Source organism: Pseudomonas sp. efr-133-TYG-103a (assembly GCF_030209235.1).
GTDB lineage: Bacteria > Pseudomonadota > Gammaproteobacteria > Pseudomonadales > Pseudomonadaceae > Aquipseudomonas.
In genome coordinates, this window is the sequence record NZ_JARVSK010000006.1 from 121,393 (window position 1) to 147,675 (window position 26,283).

A 26,283-nucleotide genomic window follows, 5' to 3' on the forward strand; every position below is an offset into this window, starting at 1 on the left:
GGTGAAGATCAGGGCTGTTCGCTTACCTGCGTTTCGGCCGGTTTCTCGTCCTCTTCGCGCTTCTCCTTGCGCGCTTCCTGCACCCAGTGCAGCGCAATCATGAACAGTGTCGGTACTCCCATCAGCGCCGTCACCAGGAAGAAGTTGTGATAGCCCAGCTTCTCGACCATGACCCCTGAATAGCCGCCGATCAGACGCGGCAACAGCAGCATGATCGAGCTGAGCAGGGCGTATTGCGTGGCCGAGAACTTCAGGTTGGTCAGGCTCGACAGGTACGCCACGAACGCCGATGTCGCAAGGCCGGAACTGAAGTTGTCCAGCGAGATGGTGACGATCAGCATTTTCAGATTCGGGCCCATGTCGGCCAGCATCAGGAACAGCAGGTTGGTGGCGGCAGAGGTTGCGCCGCCAATGAACAGGATCGGCAGGATGCCGAACCGCACGATCGCCAGACCGCCGAATGCCGCGCCCACCAAGGTCATGACCAGCCCGAAAATCTTGCTGACGCTGGCGATCTGATCCTTGGTGAAGCCTTGGTCGATATAGAACACGTTCGCCATCACGCCCATCACCGTATCGGACATGCGATAGGTCGCGATCAGGCCGAGCAGCAACAGCGCTTGCCAGCGGTAACGCAGGATGAAGTCGTTGATCGGCGTCAGCACCGGCGCCAATCCGCGACGTCCTACAGAAGAAAGGCACGCGCCTGTCAGGAGGGTGTAGAGAATCGCACGCAGAAAGGCGCGGTCTTCCATGAGCAGGTCTTTCCAGGTCGTGCCTTGAAACAGCACGCTGGCGAAGTCGGTGTTGTACAACTGCGTGAACATGGCAGGCACCGACACCAACAGGACGATCAGCACGAACACCGATGCCAGTTGATGAACGAAGCCGTAACGGGCCGCCGACAGCTGCGTGCGCAATGGCACGGACGGCTCGCGCATGATCAGGCTGGTGATCAGCGCGGGCACCATGAGCAAACCGAACAACACGTAGGTGCCGGTCCAGGCGGAGTGTTTGTAAGCGAAGCCGGTGGAGCCGAAACCTTCGGCAAAATACAGCGCGCCGGCCGTGGCAAGCAGCGCCGCGACCCGGTAACCGGCCATGTAGCTGGCGGCGAGGGTGGCTTGCTGGCTATCGCTGGCGATCTCCAGGCGGTAAGCATCGATGGCGATGTCTTGCGTGGCAGACGAGAAGGCGACCAGAACGGCAATCGCGATCAGCCAGGACAGGTGCTGCTGCGGGTCGCAGAAGCCCATGCCGATCAGACCCAGTGTCACCAGAGACTGCGACAGCACCAGCCAGGAGCGCCGACGACCCAGCCGACCCAGCAGCGGCAGACTCCATTGGTCGAGCAGGGGCGACCACACCCATTTGAACGCGTAGGCCAGGCCGATCAGGCTGGCATAACCGATGGTTTCACGGGCCACGCCCGCTTCGCGCAGCCAGACAGAAAGCGTAGAGAACACCAGCATGTAAGGCATGCCTGCGGCAAACCCGAGCAGCAAGAGCACAAAGGTAGAGGGGCTGGCATATGCGGCGAGCGCGGCGCGCCAGGTTTTGCGGGGCATGGGCTGGAATCTGCCTCAGATTACGTAAACAAAGCGCGCACTCTAACCGTTGTGCTCTGTCGGACGCCAGCCATGACGCTGCATATCCACACGATTGTTACGGATGGTCACGCCTTCGGCACGCAACCGCGCCCGTTGCTCCTCTCCCGACACGGTGCCTGCCGCCAGGCTGAGTCGACCTCCGGCGCCCAATACGCGATGCCACGGCAGGGTGCTGCCGTCAGGCAACTGGCTCAAGGCGCGGCCGACGAAGCGTGCCGCTCGTCCTAAACCGGCCAGCTCGGCCAGTTGCCCGTAACTCACGACTTTTCCCTCCGGCACTTGATGCAGCGTGAGGTAAAGCGCCGTGCGCCGGGCCTCTGCGGGAGACAGGCCGGTGGGGTCGTTTTCGATCGAGGATTGTTCGATCACGCATTCGTTCCTGATTGTAGGACCAACGGGAATTTTCGATAAGGAACTTGGGAAATTTCCTACGGTCAGTGATACCTGTGCCGGCGGTCCCTCGATTGCCTTGACGTTGTCCGCAAGGATAATGCCCGATTTTCCGCGAACCAGAGCCTTGTAGTTGCTTATGTTGTCCAGAACCCTGTTGTGTCTAGCTATTACCAGCGCTTCCACTCCCTTGCTCGCCGACACCGTCTGGTTGAAGAACGGTGACAAGCTGACCGGGACCATCAAGGTCTTCGACGGCGGGAAGCTGCTGCTCAACACCAAGTATGCAGGCGATATCCCGCTGGACTGGAAAGAGGTCAAGACGCTGGAGAGTGACCAGCACTTGCTGGTCAAGCAGGATGCCTACAACGGTGAGATTTCCAAGTCGCTGCACGCCGCCGATGACGGCAAGGTCACCCTTGCCAACGGCGACGCGCCCAAGACCGTGGACCTGGCCAGCATCCAGCAGATCATGAAGCCCAAGCCTGTGGTGACTGATCTGGTCTGGAAGGGCAATGTCGACGCTGCGCTGGACTTCCAGCGTGCTGACAAAGACACCGACGACTACAACATCGCGTTCAAGACTTCGGCTACTCATGGCAGATGGCGTCACAACGCCGAGGGTGAGTACAACCGCGAGACGCAGGACAAAGAGACCACCACCGACAACTGGAACGCCGAGTATTCCATTGACCGGTTCATCACCGACAAGTGGTTCTGGGATGGCCGGATCACCTACAAGCACGACAACATCGAAGACCTGCGCCGCCAGAGAACGGTCGGTACCGGTCCGGGCTATCAGTTCTGGGACGACGAACTGGGTGCGTTCAAGGTCGGGACGTTGCTTAACCGCACGGACTACGAATACTCCAACGGTGAGAAAGACAACTTCTACTCGGTATCCGGCACCTGGGATTACAACCGCTACCTGATTGGCAAGAAGGTTGAGTTCTTCACCAACGGCGAACTCGGCAAGCCCATCAGTGGCGTTGCGGATTACAGCCTGGATACCGAAATCGGCCTGCGTTACAAAGTCACCGAGTGGGCGTCCCTCAACCTCAAGGCCGAGAAGAACATCATCAGCGGATCTGACGACGGCGATCTGGACAAGACTCGTTACACCGCAGGCTTCGGCGTGGCCTGGTAAGGCGGTTTCTTGGTATTGGGCCCGCAAGTTGAGTTTCAGTCGGCTTGCGGAGTCAGGCACTGTGGGAGCGAGCGTGCTCGCGAATGCTTGCTGGCTGTCGTCGCATCTTTGCCGGATGTCATGACCGCTTCGTGAGCAAGCTCACTCCCACAGAGATCTCCGGGTATTCCCGAACTCTCCGGCCACACCCAACTCCCGTGGGAGCGCGCTTGCCCGCGAAAACTGAGTAACGGCCGAAGCATCTCCAGCGGATGTACCGGCCGATTCGCGGGCAAGCGCGCTCCTACAAGGGTACGCGGCGCTAACTGGTAACAAAACCTGTGGGCAAGCTTGCTCATGAACGGTGACGTCCTGACGCTACATCTCCACAGCATGCACTGGCCTCTTCCCGGCTGAAGCCGGTCCTACAGACGCTGCGAGCTTTTCGTAGGACCGGCTTTAGCCGGGAAAGCGTCGGGCGTCACGCCGTTGATCGAGGGACTGTTAAAGACAGTTGGCTCACTCCCACAGCGTTCGCGACTGCCCGCAGAGTTTTTACGCGATTTCTCCGCAAAATCGTCACAGCTTCTCAATCTGGCACCCGCCTGCGATAACGATTATCTTGTTCCCGATACCCGCCGATGTGGGTCTTTTCGTCTGTGCAGATCACGTTTCTTTGAGGAGCCCCACCATGAGCGCCAAAGCCAACCGGCAAGCCCGAGCATTGCTGCTCAAGGAATATCGTGGCGTGCTGTCGACTCATTCCAAGTCGATGCCCGGTTTCCCCTTCGGCTCCGTGGTGCCGTATTGCCTGGACGACCAGGGCCGTCCGCTGATCCTGATCAGCCGCATCGCTCAGCACACCCACAACCTGCAGCTCGACCCCAAATGCTCGCTGCTGGTGGGCGAGCGGGGCGCCGAAGACATTCAGGCCGTCGGGCGCGTCACTGTCATGGCCGAGGCGCATAAGCTCAGCGATGACGTGGCCATCGAAGCCGCCGCTGAGCGCTATTACCGCTATTTCCCCGAATCGCAGAGCTACCACAGCGCGCACGATTTCGACTTCTGGGTGCTGACGCCGGTGCGTTATCGCTTCATCGGTGGCTTCGGCGCGATCCACTGGCTGGACGAGGTCGCACTGACTAACCCTTTCGCCGGTGCCGCCGAGACCAGCATGGTCGAGCACATGAACCAGGACCACGCCAAAGCCATCGCGCACTATGTCGAACTGGCGGGTCTGCCGGCGACCGAGCCCGCGACGCTGGTCGGCATCGACAGCGAAGGCATGCATCTGCGCATCGGTCAGGGACTGTTCTGGTTGGCTTTCCCGGAACCTTGTAATACGCCGACACAAGTGCGCCAGGCCTTGGTTCAGCTGGCTCACGCTGAAAAATGGCCGGTCGCTGAAGCCGTCGAGGCTTGAATTAACGAATTTGCGACTTCATCTAGGCTCTACTGGAAGACGTCTTCCGTTGAGGAACTGATTTGATGCGCGCTTTTCTTTTGCTTTTATTGCTTTTTCCGGTGCTCGAGCTGTTCGTGCTGGTAAAGGTCGGGATGTCTATCGGCTTTCTGGCGACGTTTCTGTTGGTGGTCGCAGGCTCGATGCTTGGGGTTTTCGTGATTCGCGTCGCCGGTCTGGCCACTGCCATGAGCGCACGCGAAAGTCTGGCTCGGGGCGAACTGCCCGCGCAGCAGATGATGGATGGCTTGATGATGACGGTCGGCGGCGGGCTTCTGGTGCTGCCGGGCTTCATCAGTGATGTGCTCGGTGTCATCTGCCTGATGCCGTTCACTCGTCGTCTGCTGGCCAACAAGGTGCGCCAGCGTGCGCAGGATCAGGCCGCGCGGCAGCGGGCCTTTGCCGAAGACATGCATGCGGCGAACCCCGCAGGCCCGAGCGCGGGTCGCCCGAGTGCGCGGCGGCCGGAGGTCATCGAAGGTGAGGTGATCGAAGGCGAATACGAGCCGCTCGACAAAAAGTGATCCGCCTCCAGGACTTGCACGGCACCTTCGGGTGCCGTGCTGCTTTTTGGCGACCGCCATTTCGTTAAAAAATTTCTGGGTCGAGCCTTGTAATCAGCTTGCTCGCCCTTATGTATGGGTCACCGCAAGGTTTCTGGCGCATTTCGTCAGACCGTATTCTGCGGTTCGCTCGCGAACCGTAACCGGCAAGCCCGGATGTTTTAACCCCCCGGTGCCAACACCGGGCGTTCAAAAACCATAATTAGGAGATCGACAATGAAGCTTCGTCCTCTGCATGACCGCGTCGTAATCCGTCGCAGCGAAGAAGAAACCAAGACTGCTGGCGGTATCGTGCTGCCAGGTTCGGCTGCTGAGAAACCAAACCGTGGCGAAATCATCGCCGTCGGTGCCGGTCGCATCCTGGACAACGGTGAAGTACGTGCGCTGGCCGTGAAAGTGGGTGACAAAGTGGTGTTCGGCCCTTACTCCGGCAGCAACACTGTGAAAGTAGACGGCGAAGACCTGCTGGTGATGAGCGAGAACGAAATTCTCGCGGTCGTCGAAGGCTGAGTTGATACCCCGCATTTCCCGTTACTACAAAGTATTTAAGGAATAACGATCATGGCTGCTAAAGAAGTTAAATTCGGCGACGCTGGCCGTAAAAAGATGCTGGCTGGTGTAAACGTCCTGGCCGACGCTGTCAAAGCAACTCTGGGCCCGAAAGGCCGTAACGTCATCATCGAGAAAAGCTTCGGCGCTCCGCTGATCACCAAAGACGGTGTGTCGGTTGCCAAAGAAATCGAATTGAAAGACCGTTTCGAAAACATGGGCGCGCAGCTGGTCAAAGACGTTGCCTCCCGTGCCAACGACGACGCTGGTGACGGTACCACCACCGCTACCGTTCTGGCTCAAGCCATCGTCAACGAAGGCCTGAAAGCCGTCGCTGCCGGCATGAACCCGATGGACCTCAAGCGCGGCATCGACAAGGCGACCATCGCCATCGTTGCTCAGCTGAAGTCGCTGTCCAAGCCTTGCACCGACACCAAAGCCATTGCTCAGGTCGGCACCATCTCGGCCAACTCCGATAACTCCATCGGCGACATCATTGCCGAAGCCATGGAAAAAGTGACCAAAGACGGTGTCATCACCGTTGAAGAAGGTTCGGGTCTGGAAAACGAGCTGTCGGTCGTTGAAGGCATGCAGTTCGACCGTGGCTACCTGTCCCCGTACTTCATCAACAAGCCGGACACCATGGTTGCCGAGCTGGACAGCCCTCTGCTGCTGTTGGTTGACAAGAAGATCTCCAACATCCGCGAAATGCTGCCAGTCCTGGAAGCCGTCGCCAAAGCCGGCCGTCCTCTGCTGATCGTTGCCGAAGACGTTGAAGGCGAAGCCCTGGCGACTCTGGTTGTGAACAACATGCGTGGCATCGTCAAAGTCGCTGCCGTCAAGGCGCCAGGCTTCGGTGACCGTCGCAAGGCCATGCTGCAGGACATCGCTGTCCTGACTGGCGGTACCGTCATCTCCGAAGAGATCGGTCTGAGCCTGGAAAGCACTACCCTGGAGCACCTGGGTAACGCCAAGCGCGTCGTGCTGAACAAAGAAAACACCACCATCATCGACGGTGCCGGCGTGAAAACCGACATCGACGCACGTATCGCTCAGATCCGTCAGCAAATCGGTGACACTTCGTCCGACTACGACAAAGAGAAGCTGCAAGAGCGTCTGGCCAAGCTGTCCGGCGGCGTTGCAGTGATCAAGGTCGGTGCCGGTTCCGAAGTTGAAATGAAAGAGAAGAAAGCCCGCGTTGAAGACGCCCTGCACGCAACCCGCGCAGCCGTCGAAGAAGGCGTGGTACCTGGCGGTGGCGTGGCGCTGGTCCGCTCCCTGCAGGCCATCTCCGAGCTGAAAGGCGACAACGCCGATCAGAACGTCGGTATCGCACTGCTGCGCCGCGCTGTTGAAGCACCGCTGCGTCAGATCGTTGCCAACTCCGGCGACGAGCCAAGCGTTGTAGTCGACAAGGTCAAGCAGGGTTCGGGTAACTTCGGTTACAACGCTGCCACCGGCGAATACGGCGACATGATCGAAATGGGTATTCTGGACCCGGCTAAAGTGACTCGTTCTGCTCTGCAGGCCGCGTCCTCCATCGCCAGTCTGATGATCACCACCGAGGCGATGATCGCTGACGTGGCTGAAGACAAGCCTGCAGCTGGCGGCATGCCGGACATGGGCGGCATGGGTGGCATGGGCGGCATGATGTAAGTCGGCCTTCACCCTTTAGCTGTAATAAAGAAACCCCGCTTCGGCGGGGTTTTTTTATGGGGGTCTGGCTTTGGATCGTTACTCTGATGCCCTTCGGGCCTATCGCGAGCAAGCTCACTCCTACATCTGTTGCAACGTGCCGCGGTCTGCTGGACTGAGTTGATCGCCTTCGTGTTCGCCAAGAATTTCGATGGAACACCGAAATGCGGACGAGGAGATCTGTCGGACTGCGGCACGTTGCAACAAATGTGCGAGTGAGCCAACTGTCTTTAACAGCCCCTCGATCAACGGCGTGACGCCCGACGCGTTCCCGACTAAAGCCGGTCCTACAAACATTTGCAGCGCCTGTAGGACCGGCTTCAGCCGGGAAGAGGCCAGTGGATGCTGTGGAAATGTAGCGTCTGGACGTCACCGTTCATGAGCAAGCTTGCCCCATAGGTTTTGTAACCAGTCAGCGCCGCGTACCTTTGTAGGAGCGCGCTTGCCCGCGAATTGGCCGGTGTGTCCGGTGGAGATGCTTCGGCTGTTACTCAGTCTTCGCGGGCAAGCGCGCTCCTACGGGAGTTGGGTGTGGCCGGAGAGTTCGGGAATACCCGCAGATCCCTGTGGGAGTGAGCTTGCTCGCGATGGGCCCGCAGGGCATCGATGTAGCGCCCTGAAGCCAACACCTATCCAGAAACCGCCGCCCCTTCAACCACCTTATCCCTCCCAGCCTCTGGCCGGTAGAGCACGGCGTAGTAAGCGCCCAGACAAATCAACCAGCAGAACACCGCTGTCCAGATGTTGTGTGAGAAGAAGTGCGCGCCCTGGAGCATTCGTCCAATGGAGAAGATCGTCCCCAGGCTGAAAGCGAAGATCAGGCCCGCTCTGGCCAGCCGGGGTCTTCGGTCGCGGAACACGAAGAACAATGCGAACAGCGTGAAGCCCGTTGCCGCATGACCGCCGGGCCAGCATCGGCCGGGGCTGTCGGTTTGTGGGCGTGGGCTGAGGAGTTCGCTGTAGGTTTCCTTGCCGCCGAACTCGGTCAGGCTCCAGGGGCATTGCACCGCTGTCACCGCTTTCACAGGCGTAACAAAGCTCGTGGACAGCGCCATGGACAGCACCATACAGCCCAGTTCACGCCGCCACGGTTTGAGTTTTTCGACGAAGAAAGCAGCAGCGAATCCCGCGACCGAGAACAGGGCCAACGCGATGACCACCTGTTTGGCGCGGTCATGCAAGACGTTTTCCAGGAAGTAACTGTGGCGACCGATGAAATCGCCGGTGGCCGGGTCATAAGCCAGCTTAGCGATGTCCATGTCCAGCGACGTCAACTCCAACAGCAGCAACGTCAGGGCGGTCAGCGCTGGAATGCCCAGGAAAACCCATAGGTTGATCGGGCGGGAGGCCGGCCGTTCGAAGACGTGTGACATGGCAGATTCCGTGTGATGACGAAGAAATTTCGCAGGTGAGTCAAAGCGTCGGCAGTCTGTGCGCGGCGCTGTCGGCGGGGTGTGAATCGCGAGTGAAAAAAACGTTATGCACGCCGACGCTGGCCCTTGGGCGTTCTTGGCCGTAAGCTGCCGCCAACTTCGAGCATCTTGAACGCGTTATCCGTAGTGCCTTCATGACATGCCGACAACCGCAATGGGAGACCTGCACTCATGAGAATTCTGCTGGTTGAAGACAATCGCGACATTCTCGCGAACCTCGCCGACTATCTTGGCCTCAAGGGCTACACCGTCGATTGCGCGCAGGATGGCTTGTCTGGCCTGCACCTGGCGGCCACTGAACACTATGATCTGATCGTGCTCGACATCATGCTGCCTGGCATCGATGGCTATACCTTGTGCAAGCGCCTGCGCGAAGACGCGCGCCGGGACACCCCGGTCATCATGCTCACCGCCAGGGACCAACTGGATGACCGCCTGCAGGGCTTCCGCTCCGGGGCTGACGATTACCTGCTCAAGCCTTTTGCGCTTTCCGAACTGGCTGCGCGGATCGAAGCGGTGTTGCGTCGTGCACAAGGCGGCGGACGTCGTACGCTGCAGGTTGCCGATATGGAGTACGACCTCGACACCCTGGAAGTCACGCGCGGCGGCAAGATGCTCAAGCTCAACCCGGTCGGCCTCAAACTGCTGGCGGTGTTGATGCAGAAAAGCCCGCACGTGCTGCGCCGCGAGGTGCTTGAAGAGGCCCTGTGGGGCGACGATTGCCCGGACAGCGACAGCTTGCGCAGTCATGTCCACCAATTGCGTCAGGTGATCGACAAGCCGTTCGACAAACCTCTGCTGCAGACCGTGCACGGTGTTGGCTATCGCCTGGCCGAGGGCCGCGATGGAGTTTAAGCAAAGCCTTGCCCAGCGGATCATCATCGCGTTTGCGCTGATGAGTGCGCTGGTTGCCGGGTCGTTCGCGATGGGCATCGTTGCCACTGTCCATCTGGTCGAAGAAAAGCTGATCTCGGCGGGGCTGGGCGGCGACCTCACTCGCTTGCTGTTGATGGACAGCGTCAGCGACTGGAGTCACCGTCCCGAGCCCGACCAACTGTTCTACTTCAGTGGCGGGCCGGGCGATTTCGAACTGCCCAAGGATTTGCGCCACCTGGAACCGGGATTTCATGAAGTGTTTCGCGGGCCGTTGTCGTACCACGCGATGGTCGAGATCGTCGACGGCCGACACTACGTGCTCCTTCAGGATCAAAGCGACTTTGAAGAGCGCGAGCGTGTGCTGTTCGCCGTCGTGCTGGTGGGTTTCGTGCTGGCACTGGCGCTGGCGGTGTTCCTTGGCTGGGTGCTGGCGCGTCGGGTGATGGCGCCAGTGGTGCGGCTGGCCCGGCAGGTTCGCCATCGCGATCAATTACTCGGCCTGGCGCCGCCCTTGGCGCCAGATTACGCCGCCGACGAAGTGGGTGAGCTGGCGGTGGCCTTCGATGCGACGCTCGGGCGTCTGCGCGATGCGCTGACCCGCGAACGGATGTTCACCAGCGACGTCAGCCATGAGCTGCGTACGCCGCTGATGGTGCTGGCCAGTTCTTGCGAACTGCTGCTGGGCAACCCGGCGCTGGATCAGCGTGCCAGGGCGCAGGTCGAGCGGGTGGCGCGGGCGTGCGAAGAGATGCGCGATCTGGTGCAGACGTTCCTCATGCTGGCTCGTACCCAGCGCGATGACGCCGGTATGCATCCTCAGCTGACGTTGCAAGGCGCTGCTCAACAGCTGATCAACCTGTGGCGGGAGCCGATCGAGGCCAAGGGGTTAAAGCTGGAGTACTGTCCTGCGGATCCATCAGACAAACCCTACAACGCTACCTTCCTGTATGCGGTCATGGGCAACCTGCTGCGTAACGCCTTGCACTACACCGATCAGGGCTTCATTCGCCTGACGCTGCGAGACGAAGGCTTCATGGTGGAAGATTCCGGTGTGGGCATTCCCGAGGAGAAGCGCGAAGCGATGTTTCAGCCGTTCGTGCGCGGCAACGAGAAGCGCGGAGAAGGGCTGGGGCTGGGGCTGTCGCTGGTCCAGCGGATCTGCGAGAACCAGGGATGGACCGTCACGCTCGACACCATGGAGCCCAACGGCTGCCGCTTCAGCGTGGACATGCGATCGGACCGCCAGTGACAGCCGATTGCCTAGACTGCAAACGGCCAAAATGAAATGTTGCTGGGATCTGACGCGATATGGCCATATGCTAGCCCTATCGTCTTGAAAAACCCCGTAACATTTGGCCCGCTTTTTCGACGTTTTTTTCACACCAGCATTACCTGCCGATGACGCCAATCTACCTAGTTTGGTGGCGTCAACTTCAGGAGATGCACACATGAGCAATCGGATCGAGCTGGATTTTTCACGCAAATACGACGACGAACACGCGAAAAAATATTTGCGCAAACACAAGGACGGACTGGCTCGACGGTTGTCTGATCGCCGGGACAAGCAGCTGGCGCGTCGTGCGCTCGCGCTGGCAGGTGAGCCGGGGCTGGTTCTGGACTTGCCGTGTGGTGCGGGTCGCTTCTGGCCCGTATTGGCAGAAAAAGAGAACCGCGTGATCATCGGCGCAGACAACTCGGCCTCGATGGTCAAGATTGCCTGCGAGTCTCAGCCGGCCGAGGTGGTGAAACGGGTACAACCCTTGCAGACATCTGCATTCGCCATCGACATGCCGGATAACGCAGTCGACAGTATTTTTTCCATGCGCCTGCTGCACCATATCGGTAAAGCCGAGGACAGAGCGGTTTTGCTGAAGGAGTTTCATCGGGTCACCCGAGACAGCGTGATCGTCTCGCTGTGGGTTGACGGCAATTTCAAAGCCTGGAAACGCAAGCGCGCTGAGAAAACCCGAAACCCGCACGATTTCCAGAATCGTTTTGTGTTACCGGTCGATACGGTCGAAGCTGAATTTCAACAGGCAGGATTCCGCATCCAGGAACGACTGGATTTCCTGCCGATGTACGCCATGTGGCGTGTGTATCTATTACGTAAGAGGTAACAGGATGGCCGTGGATTTCGCTGCAGAGTTTACCGTTCCTGCCAAGGACCGTTTCGCCTACTTCTGGAACACCCGGGGCGAATGGGTGGAAGAGCCCAACGTTCGCCGGGGCGGTGAGAGTGGTGTGCAGCGCGTCGTTTCAGAGAATGGTCGCCTGCTGTACGTGAAGCGCCAGACCGGCCACATCTATCGCAGCTGGCTGCACCCGTTCGGTCGTCCGACGGTGCTGCGCGAGCGTGACGCCCTCGAAGGTCTGCACCAGCTGAACGTCAACGTCCCGCGCATGGTGTTCTGCGGGGCGGAGCGCGATGAAAACAACGAGTGGCGTGCGCTGCTGGTCACCGCTTCTCTGGACGGCTACGTCGAATTCGAGAAGTGGCTGGAAGCGGGCGGTCGCGAGCAGTACGGCGAAGCCGTTTATGAGCAGATGCTCAAGGAACTGGCCGGCAATCTGGCTCGCATGCACAAAGGGCGCTGGCAGCACAGCTGCATCTACATCAAGCATGTGTTCGTGCGCGTCGTCGGCGAAGGCGCGGATGCCAAGCCTGAGGTCGCGCTGCTCGATCTTGAGAAATGCCGCCAGCGAATGACCGCCTACGCCGCCGCTCAGCACGACATGAAGCAACTGCGTCGCCACTCGTCGTTCAAACCTGCAGATTGGAGCAAGCTAGTCTACTTTTACGAAACCGCGTTTGGCAGCTCCATCAAAGGTTTAGATCGATGAAGTTAGAAATGGCACGAGGTTTGTTTTTGATCGGGGCGCTGGGAGTCACTTCCATTGCCCTGGCTGCCTGGGATCAACCCGGGCCGAAGATTCTGAGTGCTGTGCATGGCGAAGGGGCCTGTCCTTTGCCTCGGACCAAGGCCGTTGCTTCGGCCCAACCCGATCATGATCTGCTGTTGTTGATGTTTGGCTTGGCACAAGGAACGGGGCCGCAGCATTGATACAACCACCTGACCAAAAGGCCCCGAACATCGGGGCCTTTTTATTTTGATTTGTTCAGGGCCTGCCGTTCGCTTGAAGTGCTTACTCTGCCTACTCCAAGTCCATAAGGCGTCAATGTGACGCCCGAGAAGCCAACAACGCATACACACACGGCAACACAAACAGGGTGAACAACGTGCCGACCGACATCCCTGTGGCAATCACTAGGCCGATGTCGAAACGGCTGACCGCGCCGGCGCCGGTCGCGAGGATCAACGGCACCATGCCGAACACCATGGCTGCAGTGGTCATCAGCACAGGGCGCAGTCGGATCGCGGCGGCTTCTTCCACGGCTTCACGCGCCGTGAGGCCTTTGTCGCGGCGCAATTGATTGGCGAACTCGACGATCAGGATGCCGTGCTTGCTGATCAATCCAATCAGCGTCACCAGCCCGACCTGGGTGTAGATGTTCAGCGTCGAAATCCCCAGGAACAGCGGAATCAGCGCGCCGCAAATCGACAGCGGCACCGTGACCAGAATGACCAGCGGATCGCGGAAACTCTCGAACTGCGCCGCCAGCACCAGGAAGATGATCGCCAGCGCCAGCCCGAACGTCACCCACAGTGCATTGCCCTCCTGAACGTACTGTCGGGAGGCGCCGGCGTAATCGTAGGAAAAGCCGGGAGGTGCTTCCTCACTGGCGATTTGCCTGACCAACTCGATCGCCTCGCCCTGACTCACCAGTGGAAAGCCGGAAATGATCGCGGCGTTCAGTTGCTGAAACTGATTGAGCTGGCGCGGCCTTGCTCTGTCGCTGACTGATATGAGCGTCGACAGCGGGAGCATTTTGCCTTCCGCGTTCTTCACGTAGTAGTTGGTGAGCCACTGGGGATTGTCCCGAAACGCGCGCTCAACCTGAGCGATGACCTTGTAGCTTCGGCCATCGATGGTGAAGCGGTTGATCTCCGCCTCGCCCAGCAACGTCGCCAGGCTCGCGCCCAGGTCCTGCATCGATACGCCCATCTGTGCGGCCTTGGCGCGGTCGATATCGACCACCACTTCCGGCTTGTCGAACGCCAGATCGATGTCCAGAAACGCGAACTTGCCCGAATCCGCCGCGCGCTTCTTGATCCGGTCGACCACTTCCAGCAGCGCCGCGTAATCATTGGGCGTGTTGACCACGAACTGAAACGGCAGGCCTTCTCCGGTGCCGGGCAGAGAAGGCAGGTTGAAGCCGAAAATCTGCAGGCCGGTGATGCTGTTCAGCTTGGCCTGGACCTCGGGCAGCAATTCCATCTGCGTGCGGCTGCGTTCATCCCACGGCTTGAGCAGGAAGCCACCCACACCCGTCTGCACGCCGTTGAAGCCGTTGATCTGGAACGACGAGTAGTACTCGGGAAACGCCTTGAAGATCTCGATGAGCTGATCCGTGTAGCGGTTCATGTAATCGAGGTTGGTCGGCTGCGGCGACGTCGCCATCATGAAAATGATGCCCTGATCTTCGTCAGGGGCCAGTTGCGACTGGCTGAACTTGAGGAACACCGGGATCAGGCACAGCACCAGTACAGCGAAGACGATCACCACCGCTCGGGTGTTCAACGTCCCGTGCAGCAGGCGCTGATAGCGCACTTTCAAGCCCTCGAAGACCTGATCGAGCTTATGCGCCAGGCCGCTCGGGTTCTCGTCGTGTCGCAGGAGCAGGGCGCACATCATCGGCGACAGCGTCAGCGCCACGATGCCGGAAATCACCACGGCCCCGGCCAGCGTCAGGGCGAACTCCTTGAACAGCGCACCGGTGAGCCCTTCGAGGAAGCCGATGGGGGCGTACACCGCCGCCAGGGTGATCGTCATCGACACCACCGGCATGGCGATCTCGCGCGCGCCTTCAAGGGCGGCATTCAGCGGCGTCTTGCCTTCTTCGATGTGCCGATGGATGTTCTCGACCACGACAATGGCGTCGTCCACCACCAGACCGATGGCGAGCACCATCGCCAGCAGCGTCAGCAGGTTGATGGAATAGCCCATCATCTGCATGAAGAACAGCACGCCGATCATCGAGAGCGGGATGGTAATGACCGGAATCAGCACCGAGCGCAGCGCGCCGAGGAACAGGAAGACCACGACGATGACGATCAGCACGGCTTCGATCAGCGTCTTCACGACCTCGTGAATCGAGGCCTGAATGAACAGCGTGGCGTCGTAGGCAATGGAGGCTTTCAGGCTCGGTGGCAACTGGGCTTCGAGCTCCGGCATGATCCGCCGCACCTCCTTGATCACATCCAGCGGGTTGGAGCTGGGCGTGCCCTTGATGCCGATGTACACCGAGGGCGTGCCGTCGAACGAGCTGACGGTGTCGTAGTTTTCCGCGCCCATCTCCACGCGGGCCACATCCCCCAGCAACACGCGACTGTCGCCCACGGTTTTCAGCGGTATCGCGGCGAAGGTTTCCGGGGATTTCAGATCCGTCGTGGCGTTGACGCTGGTGACGACGTATTCGCCTTTTACTTCACCGGCGGCCGACAGGAAGTTGTACTTGCGCACTGCGTCAGTGACGTCATTGGCGCTCAGGCCGAAACCCGCCAATTTTACCGGGTCGAGCCACAGGCGCATGGCGAAGACCTGATTGCCGAGAATCTCGGCTTCGGCCATCCCCGGCAGGGTAGCCAGCTTCGGTTGAATGACCCGCGACAGGTAATCGGTGATCTGTGGGTTATTCAGTTCGGCGCTGTAGAAACTGATGTACATCAGCGCCGAGGCGTCGGCCGCTTCTTTGGTCAGGACCGGATCTTCGGCGTCCTGCGGCAGCTTGTTCTTTACCTCGTTGGCCTTGGCCAGCAGTTCAGTGTAAAGCCGGTCGCTGTTGGCGCCGATGCGGGCGTAGATGGAGATGACCGAAAAATTCTGTCGACTCACCGACGTCATGTAGTCGATGCCTTCAGCGCTTGCCAGACTTTGCTGCAAAGGTTGCGTGATATAGCCCTGAATGGTTTCGGCATTGGCGCCGGGATACGCCGTGGTCACGGTGATCAACGCGTTTTCCATCTGCGGGTACTGGCGGATGGTCAGCTTGTTGAAGGCCTGGAAACCCAGCAACACGATCAGCAGGCTGATCACGCTGGCGAGCACCGGACGGCGGATGAACGGGTCTGTGAATGCCATGAATGCTCCTTGGACAGTCAGCCGATCAATCAGCCTTGGGCTGAGAGTTCTGCTCGGCGGGTGCTGCCTGATCGGCACTGATGGCGACGGCGGCGCCGTTGTCGAGTTTGAGCTGGCCACCGGTCACCACTTGCTCGCCCGGTTGCAGGCCCTTGCTGATGATGACCTGACCGCCGCGACGCTCGCCGGTGGTGACGAAGCGCCGTTCGACGATGAGCTGCGGTTCGCCCTTGGCATCTTTTTCAGGCTGGCCGTCGCTGCCTTTTTTAGGAACGACGACGTACACCGAGTTGCCGTAGAGCGTGTAGGTGATCGTGCTTTCGGGCAGCACCAGTTGCCGGCTGTCCTCACCGAGCAGCACTTGCAGGTTGGCGAACATGCCCGGCAGCAGCTTGCCGTCGGGATTGGGCAGCGTGGCGCGGACCAGCACATTGCGCGTCGTGTCCTCGACCCTGGGGTTGATCGCGCTGATGCTGGCGGTGAACACGCTGTCCGGATACGCCGAAACGCTGACTTGCACCTGCTGGCCGATGGCAAGTCTGGGCACCATTTGTTCCGGTACATAGAAGTCGGCGTAAAGGCTGGTGAGGTCTTGAAGCGTGGCGATCACCGTGCCGCTGGCGAGATAGTCGCCGACGTCCACCTGGCGGATGCCGATGGTGCCGCTGAAGGGCGCCAGAATTCGTTTCTTGGCGAGCGAGGCATTCAGTTGCGCCACGGTAGCCGCCGCTTTCTTCTGGGTCGCGGCGAGCTTGTCGAATTCGCCTCGGGAAATGGCCGAGTCGCCCACCAGCTTGCTGCCGCGGGCGTAGTCGACCTGAGCGAGCCCCAAGTCCGCTTCGGCAGTGCCCAACAATCCTTTTTCAACATCGCTGTCGAGTTGCACCAGCGGTTGGCCGACCTTGACCTTCTGCCCGGATTCGAACTGCACAGCCCTGACCGTGCCGGCGATCTCCAGTGCCAGATCGACACCTTGCAAGGCCTTGAGCGTGCCGATGGCCGGCAGCCGGTTCTGCCACGCGCGTTCTTCGGCCACAGCGACCGCCACATTGATCGGCGGCTTCGGAGCGCTGAATTGCTGGATCTGCTGGTAGATCGAAAACGCCTTGTAGCCACCCAGGGCGAGCACCACGATCAACACGACTCCCAACATGATCACCATGCGGCGACGCAACATATTTCACTTCCTTGGAAACTCGATGCCCTACGGGCTCAGGCGTTGATTTGAACCACTGATTTTGATGCCCGCAGGTATCAAAGTCGCAATCCCAAGCCAACCCCAGGCCCACTCACACCAGATGCAGATGGTTGTCCCACAATCCCGAAGGCAATGCCAGTGGCTGGGCGATCAATGTGTTCTGGCGGCAGTCGTAAAACCGGCAGCGGCCCTGGCCCGAGGTCACGACGAACCCGTCCGCGACCGCGCCGACGCCTGCGCAATCAGGCAGTGGCGCGTCCAGGCGAAGTGCGCCGCTGTCCAGGTCCCAGATAAAGAAACGGTTGCCCCTCGGCGCAGTCAATGCGACCAGCCGCAATTCGTCGTGAATGGCCACGCTGGCGGTGTAATGCGCCATCGACTGCAGCTGCTGCGCGGCAACCGGGAATGCCTGAAACGGCTGGCCCGGACGCTTGATCGCCAGCAACTCGGCTGACTCGTGAGAGGGCCCCATGAACTGCTGACCGGCGACAACCGTGCCGTCGCTGGCGATCGCCATGTGCCGCACGCTGTTCATCTGTTGCGACAGCGTCTCCTTGCTCAATAGCGTGCCGTCTCGCTGCATCAGCACAAGGCTCGGCTCCATCGCATTGAGGTTCATTTCGACGCGGCTTTCCGCCTCGGTCCGGATGCCACCGTTGGCGACCACGAGCGTCTCGCCATCCGGCATCCATGACACCTGATGCGGACCGATGCCGTGGGTCGGCATCTCACCGGCATGCTCCAGCCGGTCACCGACGAAACGGTAGATGCCCAGCAGGCCGCGGCCCGGATCACGCGTGTCGTTTTCAGTGGCGTAGAGCCATTCGCCGCTCTTGTGGATGACCGCATGGCCGTAGAAATGCCGGTCCGGTCGCGATGTGATGGTTTGTAGTAGACGCCCGTCGCGCAGATCGATCAGGTAGCTTTGCGTCCCTGGCCTGCGCGCGACGAACAGCGCCAGCGGCCGGTGCGGATGGTTGATGATGTCGTGGCAACGCTGCGCGACGGCGGTGGCGAACACCTGAGTGCCATCCACGCGATAGCCCACGGCGTAGTGCTGCCCGTCGCTGCCGTCCCGGGCGGACAGCAGCAGCGGGCTTTCGCCCTTTTTCCTGAACAGCGTCCAGCCGCCCAGGGTGCAGGCGCTGAGCACGAGACTGCCGAGGGCCAGAGCCTGACGTCGCAACATATCAGTCACCATCGTTGGCGTTGAAACCTAACTGAATGCCCAGCGCCTTGGCCAGTTCGCCCTCATGCAGGCGATGGACGACGTTCAGGCTGTCGTAGAAAGCGTTCAATTGCTGACGGCCTTCTTCAGTCGCCAGCAAATCCGCCAGGGGCGGTTTCAACGCGGCGAGCTGCTTGCGGCTCTCCGCGTAGGCCGCGTCGATCTTGTCGGCCAACGGCTTCTGCCCAGCGGGCAACAGGCCACGCAAACCTTTGTTGTCGACACCCGACCAGACGGTTTCGGCGCTGGCGAGGCTCGCCTGCAGGCTGCTCAGCGACGCCTTGCTGCGCCACGCTTCGGCCTGGAAAGGCTGCGGCATGCCTTTGGTCTGGCGACCCAGCGGCGTACCGAGTTTCTTCTTCAGCGTGTCCAGCGCAGTCACTTGCACGCGCAGCAATTCGGCAATCGCTTCGTGAGCGTCAGCGTAGCGCTGGTTGGGGAATTTGCTCAGCTGCGCGAGCATGCCGTCGCTGTTGTTCCAGCCGTTGAGGATGTCTTCGGCCAAGGCTTTCTGACGCTCGCCGATGGCGATCAGCAGCGGGCAATAGCGGCTTTTCTGTTCGGCGTTGGCCATGTCGATGCTGGCGTCGAAGAGAATGTATTCGTAGGCCGACAGGCCCTGGACCACCACGCTGGATTTCGCCAGCGCGTCGGCAGTGATCTGCGGCTGAGCGGTGACCAGTTGCTCGACCTGACGCCCGACGAGGTTTTTCTTGTCTGGCCAGAACTGAATCTGCCACGCACGATTGCCCTCGGCCAAAGGACCGATCAACAGCGGTTGCAGCTCGGCCCAGGCTTTTTGCGCATGCAGAAAGTCAGCGCGCGCGGTGTCGAGATCGGACTTGCCCTCACAGTAGGCCAATGCGCTGACCGCCAGCTGCCTGTCTGCATCGACCCAGCGGCTGTAGGTCGGCAGGATCACCTGTTTGGCGATGGCTGCCGACGTCACCGCCTGCGGGTCGGAAGGCGCGCAGGCGCCGAGCGCGAGGGCGGCCAGACTGGTGAACAACAGCTTGGGACGGAACATGCCCGACTCCTTATCTTTGGAAAACGTTATAGAGAATTCAGGAACGCCAGCAGCGCCGCACGTTGCTGCGCATCGAAGGCCAGCACCTGGCGCTGTGCGGGCAACGCCTCGCCGCCATGCCAGAGCACCGCTTCCATCAGGTTGCGGGCGCGCCCGTCATGCAGAAACCGGGTATGGCCGCTGACCGTCTGCGTGAGGCCGATGCCCCATAGCGGCGGCGTGCGCCATTGCTGACCGTTGGCCTGAAACTCGCTGAGGTTGTCGGCCAGGCCTTCGCCCATGTCGTGGAGCAACAGATCGGTGTAGGGCCGGATCACCTGATTGGCCAGCTCAGGTTCGGCGGCGTCGGCGGAAGTAGTGAACTGTGGCGTGTGGCATTGCTGACAGCCGGCCTTGAAGAACAGGTTCTTGCCCGCCAGCACTTGCGGGTCGGCGACGTCACGGCGCGCGGGAACACCCAGATTGCGCGTATAGAAGGTCATCAGTCGCAGGATGTTGTCGCTGACTTCAGGTTCGCCATCTGGCCCCTCGCCATTGGGCGCAGCCAGGCAGGCCGTTTGCGTCGGGGTGCAATCGTCGGCTGGCTTCAGACGGGATGTCAGCCCCATGTCGCCCGCCAGGGCGTGGGCATTCTGCTGATTGACGCTGGGCTGCGAGGCCTTCCAGCCGAAGCGCCCAAGCACAATTTTTTGCTGCGCATCGTCCCAGACTCGGTTGGGGGTGCCGGTGATGCCGGTGCCTTTTTTGTCCTCGGGATCAGCGTTGGCGAGAATCGCCGCCTCAGGGATTGCCTCCAGCAGGCCCAGGCCGATCATGGGCGGGGCAATGCGCGCCGATGCGCGGGTCTGCGGGTGCATCGGGCCGTACCCGAGCTGGGTGATCTGCAGGGTAGGGCGACGCAGTTGCACCGGCGTGCCGTCGCGGAAGTGCAGGGTCATCGAGTCGTATTCGACCCGCACCTTGCCTTCCGGCGGGACACCGGGAATGGCCATGTCCTGCAACTGAGTGCCGTAAACGGGTTCGGGTGTCAGCCCCAGCTGTTCGATCTGCCGGGCGAATGCGGGGTCATTGGGGATCGACAGGCGCACCAGCATCGATACGGCGTTGTCGGCCCCTGCCTCGGGAGGATGACCACGGCCATCCTTGATGTGGCAGTTCTGACAGGCATTGGTATTGAACAGCGGGCCGAGGCCGTCGCGGGCGGTCGTCGTGGCCGGCGCGATTACCCAAGGGCTGCGGAAAAAACTGTTGCCCACGCTGAAGTCCAGGCGCCGGGATGGCGACAGGTTGGCAGAAGGCATGGAGAAGGCGTTGCGGTCGCTTTTGTTGACGGTGGCCGCGCCGGCGGACTGGGCCTCGCCGGGTTCGGCGGTGCTGAAACGCGGGGCGTCATCGCACCCGCCAATGGCCATGGCCACGAGCAGGAATAACGAGGAACGGGACCGCGCAGTCATACAGATCCTGCAAAGGGCTGGAAATCGGGGCGAGCAAGCTTACCAGCCCCGACTTTGATGAATAAGAGGGATTTGCGTTTGTAAGTGCCTCTCGCAATGTGTTGTTACCAATTCGCCGATCGAGCGCGATCAATCCGCGATTTCAGGTGCCGGCGATCTCCAGCGTGGGGTTTTCCACCAGCAGTTGCATGAGCCGCCGTTCGCCTTCGACCACCTTGAATGAGCGGTAGTCGCCAATGCCGTCGAGCTGTCGTTCTCGCTCCCGGATGGCCAGCTCCTTGGCCCGCTCGTAGCCGTAATACTCGACCCGGAACGACTTGGTGACGCTGCTGCCGTTGCGCAGTGTTGTCCGCGCGACCCAGTAGGCGACGCCGGTGTAGCAGCGGTAATGCACCCCGGGATGTCCGCTGGTGTTGGTGGCGATGATGCGCTGACGAATGTCGCGGCTGAGTCTGGGCAGATGGCTCAGGAGCAGTTGATCGCGGCAGGCGTCGGCTGCCTTGCGCGCTGCTTCGCGACCGCCATAGCGGGAGAATGAGAACAGTCGGTTGAAGGTTTTGCCATCGCGATAGAGCGTCACTTTCCAGGCTCGAGGCCCCTTGATGCCGACCAACAGATGGATGCCGTAATCGTTGGCTTTCTGCTTGCTGACGCGGCGCCTTTTCTTGTCTCTCTTGGGCACTGTCTGTCTCCTCCTGGATGGGATGGGGTCAAGGAAGTGCGCATGATCGACGGCGTGGGAAGGGCGTTCAATCCGACGGCGAGCGAACAGGAAATGCCTTACAAACCTTACGGATCGATCCTCAAATTCGGTCGCGTGTGAGGTATTTCCAGCCTTCGGATGACAAAAAAAATGCCGGCCCGTGACCGGGTCGGCATTGGTTTGTCGTTCGCTTGAACGGGCGGCGAACAGGCGCCGCCCGATCCGTCAGAACTCGTGGTCGGCGTTGTCCGGGTTCAGGTCCGTGATGCCCAGTTTACCTGCGGCCTGCTCGATCGCGCCGGTCTGTTTGACCAACGCACCGATGGCGTCACGCACCACTTGATTACCAGCAGTGTTGCCGGCGGCGATCAACTGGTCGAAGTGCTCGCCCTTGTTCGCATGATCGACGATGACTTGCAGCTTGGCCTGGGTGTCGTCCAGGTCTGCACGCAATGTGGCATCGGTGGCGGCGTCCGCTTTGGCGACGAGGGAAGAGAGGCTCGCCCCGCTGACCTTGCTGCCATCCACGCGGGTGTACTCGCCCAGATAGACGTTGCGGATGCCCAGGCCGTTATAGAAGTGGGAATTGTGGGTGTTGTCGCTGAAGCAGTCGTGTTCGTCTTCGCTGGACTTGGCCTCCAGTGCGACCTTCATACGCTCGCCGGCCAGTTCGCCCAGCGACAGGCTGCCCATGCCGAACAGCATTTTGCGCAGGCCACTTTCGGCAGGCTCGGCTTCCAGCGTTGCGCGGTAGTTGTCGGCCACGCCGGGTTTCCAGTTGTTGACCATCTCTTCGAGGTCGCTGATCAGCAGCTGTGTCACGGCTTTCAGGTACGCGCGACGACGGTCGTTATGACCTCCCGTGCCGCCTTGACCTTCGATGTAATCGCTGGCCGGGCGCTCACCCGCGCCTGGGCCCGTGCCATGCAGATCCTGACCCCAGAGCAGGAATTCGATGGCGTGATAGCCAGTGGCAACGTTGGCTTCGGAGCCACCCAGCTCATTGAGGCTCGCAAGCTTTTCCGGGGTGATTTCGGTGACATCGACCTTGTCTTCGCCGACCTGTACCGAGGTGTTGGCGATGATGTTGGCGGTCGCGCCAGGGTTGCCCAGGGCGTGCTGATAATCCTTGGCCACATAGTCGATCAGGCCTTCGTCCAGCGGCCAGGCATTGACCTGACCTTCCCAGTCGTCAATCAGGGTGTTGCCAAAACGGAAGACTTCACTTTGCATGTAAGGCACGCGGGCTGCGGTCCAGGCGTCGCGGGCCGCTTTGAGCGTTTGATCGTTGGGTGATGCGAGGAAGGCGTCGACGGCCGTGCCCAGTTTCTTCGCGGTTGACTCGGCGTCGCTGAACACGGCAAACACGATGCTGGCGTAATTCGCGACCACTGCCTTGGTGGTGGACTCGTCTGTCTGGGCGGCAGCGGGAGCGGCGGGTGCGGAGGCTGCCGCTGCGGGCGTCGGTGCGGCGGCGGCGGGCTTGTCCTTGCCTTGGTCACAGCCGGCCAGAGAAATAGCGAGGGCCAGCAGACTAGCGGTTGCCAGAGGCGTACGAATCATGACGGAATCCTGCGTCGAAAGAGTATGTGAGCGTTGGCGAGCGCCAAAAAAGCTGCGACATAATGCGAAGGATTTGCATTCCGTGTAAAGGCAAAACGCCCTTACTGGCGAGGGGAGATATTTCAAGCTGTTACAAGGATTCGGAGCCCGTCATCTTGCAGGAGTGGGTCCCTGCAGGCCGGTGACCTGAGCTTACAATACGCCGACGTGAGTACGTTGCGCCTGCTTCAGATACGACAGCAATTCACGGGCGGGCAATGGTTTGCTGTAGAAGTAACCCTGACCTTCGTGGCAGCCCTCGGAAATGATGTACGCCTCTTGCTCCGTCGTTTCGACCCCTTCGGCAATCACTTGCATGCCCAGGCTCTTACCCAGCTGGATGATCGCGCGCACGATGGTGGCGTCGTCATCGTCGTCGATCAGGTCTTGAACGAAGCTCTTGTCGATCTTGATTTTGTCCAGCGGCAGGCTTTTCAGGTAACTCAATGACGAGTACCCGGTGCCGAAGTCGTCGATGGCGATCAGCGCACCGGAGCGGCGCAGGCTGAGCAGATGCTGAGCGGCGGTGCTGATGTCTTCCATCAGGCCGGTTTCAGTGACTTCCAATTCCAGACTGCGGGGCGGCAAACGGTAGATTTGCAGCAGGTTGTTGACCACTCGAGGCAGCTCGGAGTGGTGCAACTGTACGGTGGACAGGTTCACCGCCATGCGCAGATCGGTAAAGCCCTGGTCATGCCACTCGCGCAGCTGTTTGCAGGCCTGGTCGAGCACCCACTCGCCGATGGCGATGATAGTGCCATTCTGCTCGGCCAGCGGGATGAACTGATCCGGCGGCACAAAGCCATGTTCCGGGTGAATCCAGCGAATCAACGCCTCGACGCCCACCACGCGTTGATCGCGATAGCTGATCTGAGGTTGATACACCAAATGAAACTGATTGCGCACCAGCGCTTCGCGCAGGTCCTTTTCCAGTTCGCGACGTCGGCGCATCTCGCTGTCGACGCTGGCGATATAGAACTGATAACGGTTGCGCGAGCGGGTCTTAGCCAGCGTCATGGTCTGTTCGGCTTTTTGCAGCAGCTTCTCGGTGCTGTCGCCGTCTTCCGGGAATAACGTGATGCCGATGGTCGCGCGCAGCCGGATCTCCTCGTTCTCCACGGCAAAAGGCGCTTCAAGGTCATCGAGGATATTCTGCGCAAGCTCAGCGGCTTCATACGGTTGCTCGATGTCGGCCTGAACCAGCGCGAACTGATCGCCGCCCAGACGTGCCAGCGCACCGAGTCTTCCGCTGTGACTGCGCAGGCGATCGGCCAGCGCGAGCAGCAGTTGGTCGCCCGCCTGATAACTGAACTGCTCGTTGATGCCTTTGAAATCGTCCAGACCCACGCACAGCACCGCCACGCGATGTTGCACCTTGCCGGCGTCGATGAGGATTTTGTCCAGTTGCTGCTGCAATTGCTGGCGATTGGGCAGTCCGGTGAGGAAGTCGTACTGCGCCATGCGCAGCAGGCTCGACTCGGCCTCATGGCGCAAATGGGTGTTGCGCTCGATGGATGCCAGCAGTTGGTTCGCCGTATTGACCCAGATGCCCAGCTCGTTTTTTTCATGGCCCTTGAGCAACGGAAGCTGGTGCTCGCTGGGACGATCGGGGTTGATGCTGGTCAGGTGTTCGATGATTCGCGAGAGCGGTTTGGTCAGCAGCCAGTGATAGACCAGATAAAGCACCAGGCCCATCGCCAGCGCGCGCAGCACGCCTGAGATGAAGATGATCATCGAGTTGATCAGAAAGCCTTCGCCGTAAGTGGCGGTGTCGAGGGTGATCCGCAAATCGCCGTAATATTCGCTGTACGGGCTGCGGCCCACCAGCTGAGTGGTGAAACTGCGCTCCTGGCCGAGGATCAGGTCGGTCAGCCAGCGGGTAGGGGATGCCTTGAGATCGCGGGTTTTTTCTGCCAGCAGGGTCTCGTTGGGATGACCGATGGACGCCATGCGCACGGCCTTGTCCTGGAACAGCCCCTCGATGACCTGCATGCCCATCTCACGGTCCAGGCTGTAGACAGCCTGCGTAGACGGGTCGCGGAACATGTCGAGGATCCGCGCGGCATCGGTGGCGACAGCTTGTCGGGTCTTGTACGCGTCGTAGACGATCTGCGCACAACTGAGCACAACGCCAACGATCAGTGCCGAAAGCAGCACGACGCGCAGCAGCTTTACCGACAAGCTGTTTTTGAGTTCCAGCTTCAAATGGGCATTCCTTCATCCATGCTGATAGCGGGGCGACTGCTTGCAAGCATTGACATTGCAGGCCTTCGGGTCAAGCGTCCTGGTTAACGCATGACTCGTATGATTCGGATAACGTTTCACATGCAGGCACGTAAGGCTATCACTACTGTGTCGGTAGACAGTGGGCGGAACTTGAGCCTCGTTTCGTCGAATGGGCGTCAGCTGATATTAGTCCGCTATCGCTTTCTGACAATACATAAAGGATGAACAGAAGGCGAAAAAAAACCCGGCCAGGCCGGGTTTTTTGTGTGAATCAGTCATCAGGCGGTGAAGTTTTTGCCTTCGAACTGTTCAGCGACGAACTTCCAGTTCACCAGGTTCCAGAATGCTTCGACGTATTTTGGACGCAGGTTACGGTAGTCGATGTAGTAAGCGTGTTCCCACACGTCGCAGGTCAGCAGCGGGGTGTCGCCGCTGGTCAGCGGGTTGCCGGCACCGATGGTGCTGGCCAGTGCCAGGGAGCCGTCAGCTTTCTTCACCAGCCAGCCCCAGCCGGAGCCGAAAGTGCCGATGGAGGTCTTGCTGAATTCTTCCTTGAACTTGTCGAAGGAACCGAACGCAGCGTTGATGGCATCTGCCAGTGCGCCAGTTGGCTGACCGCCGGCGTTAGGAGCCAGGCAGTTCCAGTAGAAGGTGTGGTTCCAGACCTGGGCTGCGTTGTTGAAGATACCGCCCGAGGAGGTCTTGACGATTTCTTCCAGGGTTTTGCCTTCGAACTCGGTGCCTGGCACCAGGTTGTTCAGGTTCACGACGTAGGTGTTGTGGTGCTTGTCGTGGTGGTATTCCAGAGTTTCCTTGGAGATGTGCGGTGCCAGAGCGTCATGAGCGTACGGCAGCGGCGGCAATTCGAAAGCCATGGTAATTCTCCTAATCAGGTCAGTTGCGGTTTGCGCAAGGCCGATCACGGGCGGCCAGACAGAAC

22 protein-coding genes are annotated in these 26,283 nt (G+C 60.2%); 10 read left to right on the top strand and 12 right to left on the bottom strand.

Going from position 1 to position 26,283, the window contains the following annotated elements; all coding sequences use genetic code 11:
• Positions 1-8: 8 nt before the first annotated feature.
• Positions 9-1,568: an AmpG family muropeptide MFS transporter gene (locus QRN36_RS05410; RefSeq protein ID WP_285423109.1), complete on the bottom strand. Its 1,560-nt coding sequence runs from the start codon at positions 1,566-1,568 to the stop codon at positions 9-11.
• A gap of 42 nt (positions 1,569-1,610) precedes the next feature.
• Positions 1,611-1,979: an MGMT family protein gene (locus tag QRN36_RS05415; RefSeq protein ID WP_285423110.1), complete on the bottom strand. Its 369-nt coding sequence runs from the start codon at positions 1,977-1,979 to the stop codon at positions 1,611-1,613.
• A 160-nt stretch (positions 1,980-2,139) separates the two neighbouring features.
• Here QRN36_RS05415 and QRN36_RS05420 point away from each other — a divergent pair, with 160 nt between their 5' ends.
• The 5 genes from QRN36_RS05420 (at position 2,140) to groL (ending at position 7,356) form a co-directional block, all read left to right on the top strand.
• The gene (locus QRN36_RS05420) at positions 2,140-3,147 is read left to right on the top strand and encodes a DUF481 domain-containing protein (protein ID WP_285423111.1); all 1,008 of its coding nucleotides are present in this window, start codon (positions 2,140-2,142) and stop codon (positions 3,145-3,147) included.
• Positions 3,148-3,817: 670 nt separating this feature from the next.
• Positions 3,818-4,549: a HugZ family protein gene (locus QRN36_RS05425; RefSeq protein ID WP_285423112.1), complete on the top strand. Its 732-nt coding sequence runs from the start codon at positions 3,818-3,820 to the stop codon at positions 4,547-4,549.
• Positions 4,550-4,614: 65 nt separating this feature from the next.
• Positions 4,615-5,112 carry an FxsA family protein gene (locus tag QRN36_RS05430; RefSeq protein WP_285423113.1) on the top strand — a complete coding sequence of 166 codons (498 nt, stop codon included), beginning with the start codon at positions 4,615-4,617 and terminating at the stop codon, positions 5,110-5,112.
• 255 nt (positions 5,113-5,367) lie between these two features.
• Positions 5,368-5,661: a co-chaperone GroES gene (locus QRN36_RS05435; RefSeq protein ID WP_062384143.1), complete on the top strand. Its 294-nt coding sequence runs from the start codon at positions 5,368-5,370 to the stop codon at positions 5,659-5,661.
• Between the two features lie 51 nt (positions 5,662-5,712).
• On the top strand, positions 5,713-7,356 hold the full coding sequence (groL, locus tag QRN36_RS05440; protein ID WP_093461751.1) for a chaperonin GroEL: 1,644 nt from the start codon (positions 5,713-5,715) through the stop codon (positions 7,354-7,356).
• Between the two features lie 668 nt (positions 7,357-8,024).
• On the opposite strand, the gene QRN36_RS05445 is transcribed toward groL, so the two are convergent.
• A complete protein-coding gene (locus tag QRN36_RS05445; protein ID WP_285423114.1) occupies positions 8,025-8,768 on the bottom strand; it encodes a phosphatase PAP2 family protein in 744 nt (247 codons plus the stop codon).
• Positions 8,769-8,999: 231 nt separating this feature from the next.
• Between QRN36_RS05445 and colR the strand changes: the two genes are divergently transcribed.
• The 5 genes from colR (at position 9,000) to QRN36_RS05470 (ending at position 12,766) form a co-directional block, all read left to right on the top strand.
• On the top strand, positions 9,000-9,683 hold the full coding sequence (gene colR / locus QRN36_RS05450; RefSeq protein WP_285423115.1) for a two-component system response regulator ColR: 684 nt from the start codon (positions 9,000-9,002) through the stop codon (positions 9,681-9,683).
• The gene (locus QRN36_RS05455; RefSeq protein ID WP_093461742.1) at positions 9,673-10,953 is read left to right on the top strand and encodes a HAMP domain-containing sensor histidine kinase; all 1,281 of its coding nucleotides are present in this window, start codon (positions 9,673-9,675) and stop codon (positions 10,951-10,953) included. Before colR ends, QRN36_RS05455 begins: the two co-directional genes overlap by 11 nt.
• A 199-nt stretch (positions 10,954-11,152) precedes the next feature.
• A complete protein-coding gene (locus tag QRN36_RS05460) occupies positions 11,153-11,821 on the top strand; it encodes a class I SAM-dependent methyltransferase (RefSeq protein ID WP_285423116.1) in 669 nt (222 codons plus the stop codon).
• A gap of 4 nt (positions 11,822-11,825) precedes the next feature.
• Entirely contained in the window at positions 11,826-12,545 is a 720-nt protein-coding gene (locus QRN36_RS05465) for a lipopolysaccharide kinase InaA family protein (protein ID WP_285423117.1), read from the top strand.
• Entirely contained in the window at positions 12,542-12,766 is a 225-nt protein-coding gene (locus tag QRN36_RS05470; protein WP_285423118.1) for a hypothetical protein, read from the top strand. The genes QRN36_RS05465 and QRN36_RS05470 overlap by 4 nt, the downstream gene beginning before the upstream one ends.
• 112 nt (positions 12,767-12,878) lie before the next feature.
• On the opposite strand, the gene QRN36_RS05475 is transcribed toward QRN36_RS05470, so the two are convergent.
• The 9 genes from QRN36_RS05475 to QRN36_RS05515 form a co-directional block, all read right to left on the bottom strand.
• A complete protein-coding gene (locus tag QRN36_RS05475) occupies positions 12,879-15,905 on the bottom strand; it encodes a multidrug efflux RND transporter permease subunit (protein ID WP_285423119.1) in 3,027 nt (1,008 codons plus the stop codon).
• 25 nt (positions 15,906-15,930) lie between these two features.
• Entirely contained in the window at positions 15,931-17,082 is a 1,152-nt protein-coding gene (locus QRN36_RS05480) for an efflux RND transporter periplasmic adaptor subunit (protein WP_285423120.1), read from the bottom strand.
• 112 nt (positions 17,083-17,194) lie between these two features.
• Complete coding sequence (locus QRN36_RS05485) at positions 17,195-18,292, bottom strand: DUF1513 domain-containing protein (protein WP_285423121.1); 1,098 nt, start codon at positions 18,290-18,292, stop codon at positions 17,195-17,197.
• A gap of 1 nt (position 18,293) precedes the next feature.
• Complete coding sequence (locus tag QRN36_RS05490) at positions 18,294-19,358, bottom strand: imelysin family protein (RefSeq protein ID WP_285423122.1); 1,065 nt, start codon at positions 19,356-19,358, stop codon at positions 18,294-18,296.
• Between the two features lie 26 nt (positions 19,359-19,384).
• Complete coding sequence (locus QRN36_RS05495; RefSeq protein WP_285423123.1) at positions 19,385-20,812, bottom strand: di-heme oxidoredictase family protein; 1,428 nt, start codon at positions 20,810-20,812, stop codon at positions 19,385-19,387.
• Between the two features lie 142 nt (positions 20,813-20,954).
• The gene (locus tag QRN36_RS05500; RefSeq protein ID WP_143070286.1) at positions 20,955-21,494 is read right to left on the bottom strand and encodes an AP2 domain-containing protein; all 540 of its coding nucleotides are present in this window, start codon (positions 21,492-21,494) and stop codon (positions 20,955-20,957) included.
• 246 nt (positions 21,495-21,740) lie between these two features.
• On the bottom strand, positions 21,741-23,078 hold the full coding sequence (locus QRN36_RS05505) for an imelysin family protein (RefSeq protein ID WP_285423124.1): 1,338 nt from the start codon (positions 23,076-23,078) through the stop codon (positions 21,741-21,743).
• Between the two features lie 192 nt (positions 23,079-23,270).
• Complete coding sequence (locus tag QRN36_RS05510; RefSeq protein WP_285423125.1) at positions 23,271-25,322, bottom strand: bifunctional diguanylate cyclase/phosphodiesterase; 2,052 nt, start codon at positions 25,320-25,322, stop codon at positions 23,271-23,273.
• A gap of 299 nt (positions 25,323-25,621) precedes the next feature.
• The gene (locus QRN36_RS05515; RefSeq protein ID WP_285423126.1) at positions 25,622-26,218 is read right to left on the bottom strand and encodes a superoxide dismutase; all 597 of its coding nucleotides are present in this window, start codon (positions 26,216-26,218) and stop codon (positions 25,622-25,624) included.
• Between the last annotated feature and the right edge of the window lie 65 nt (positions 26,219-26,283).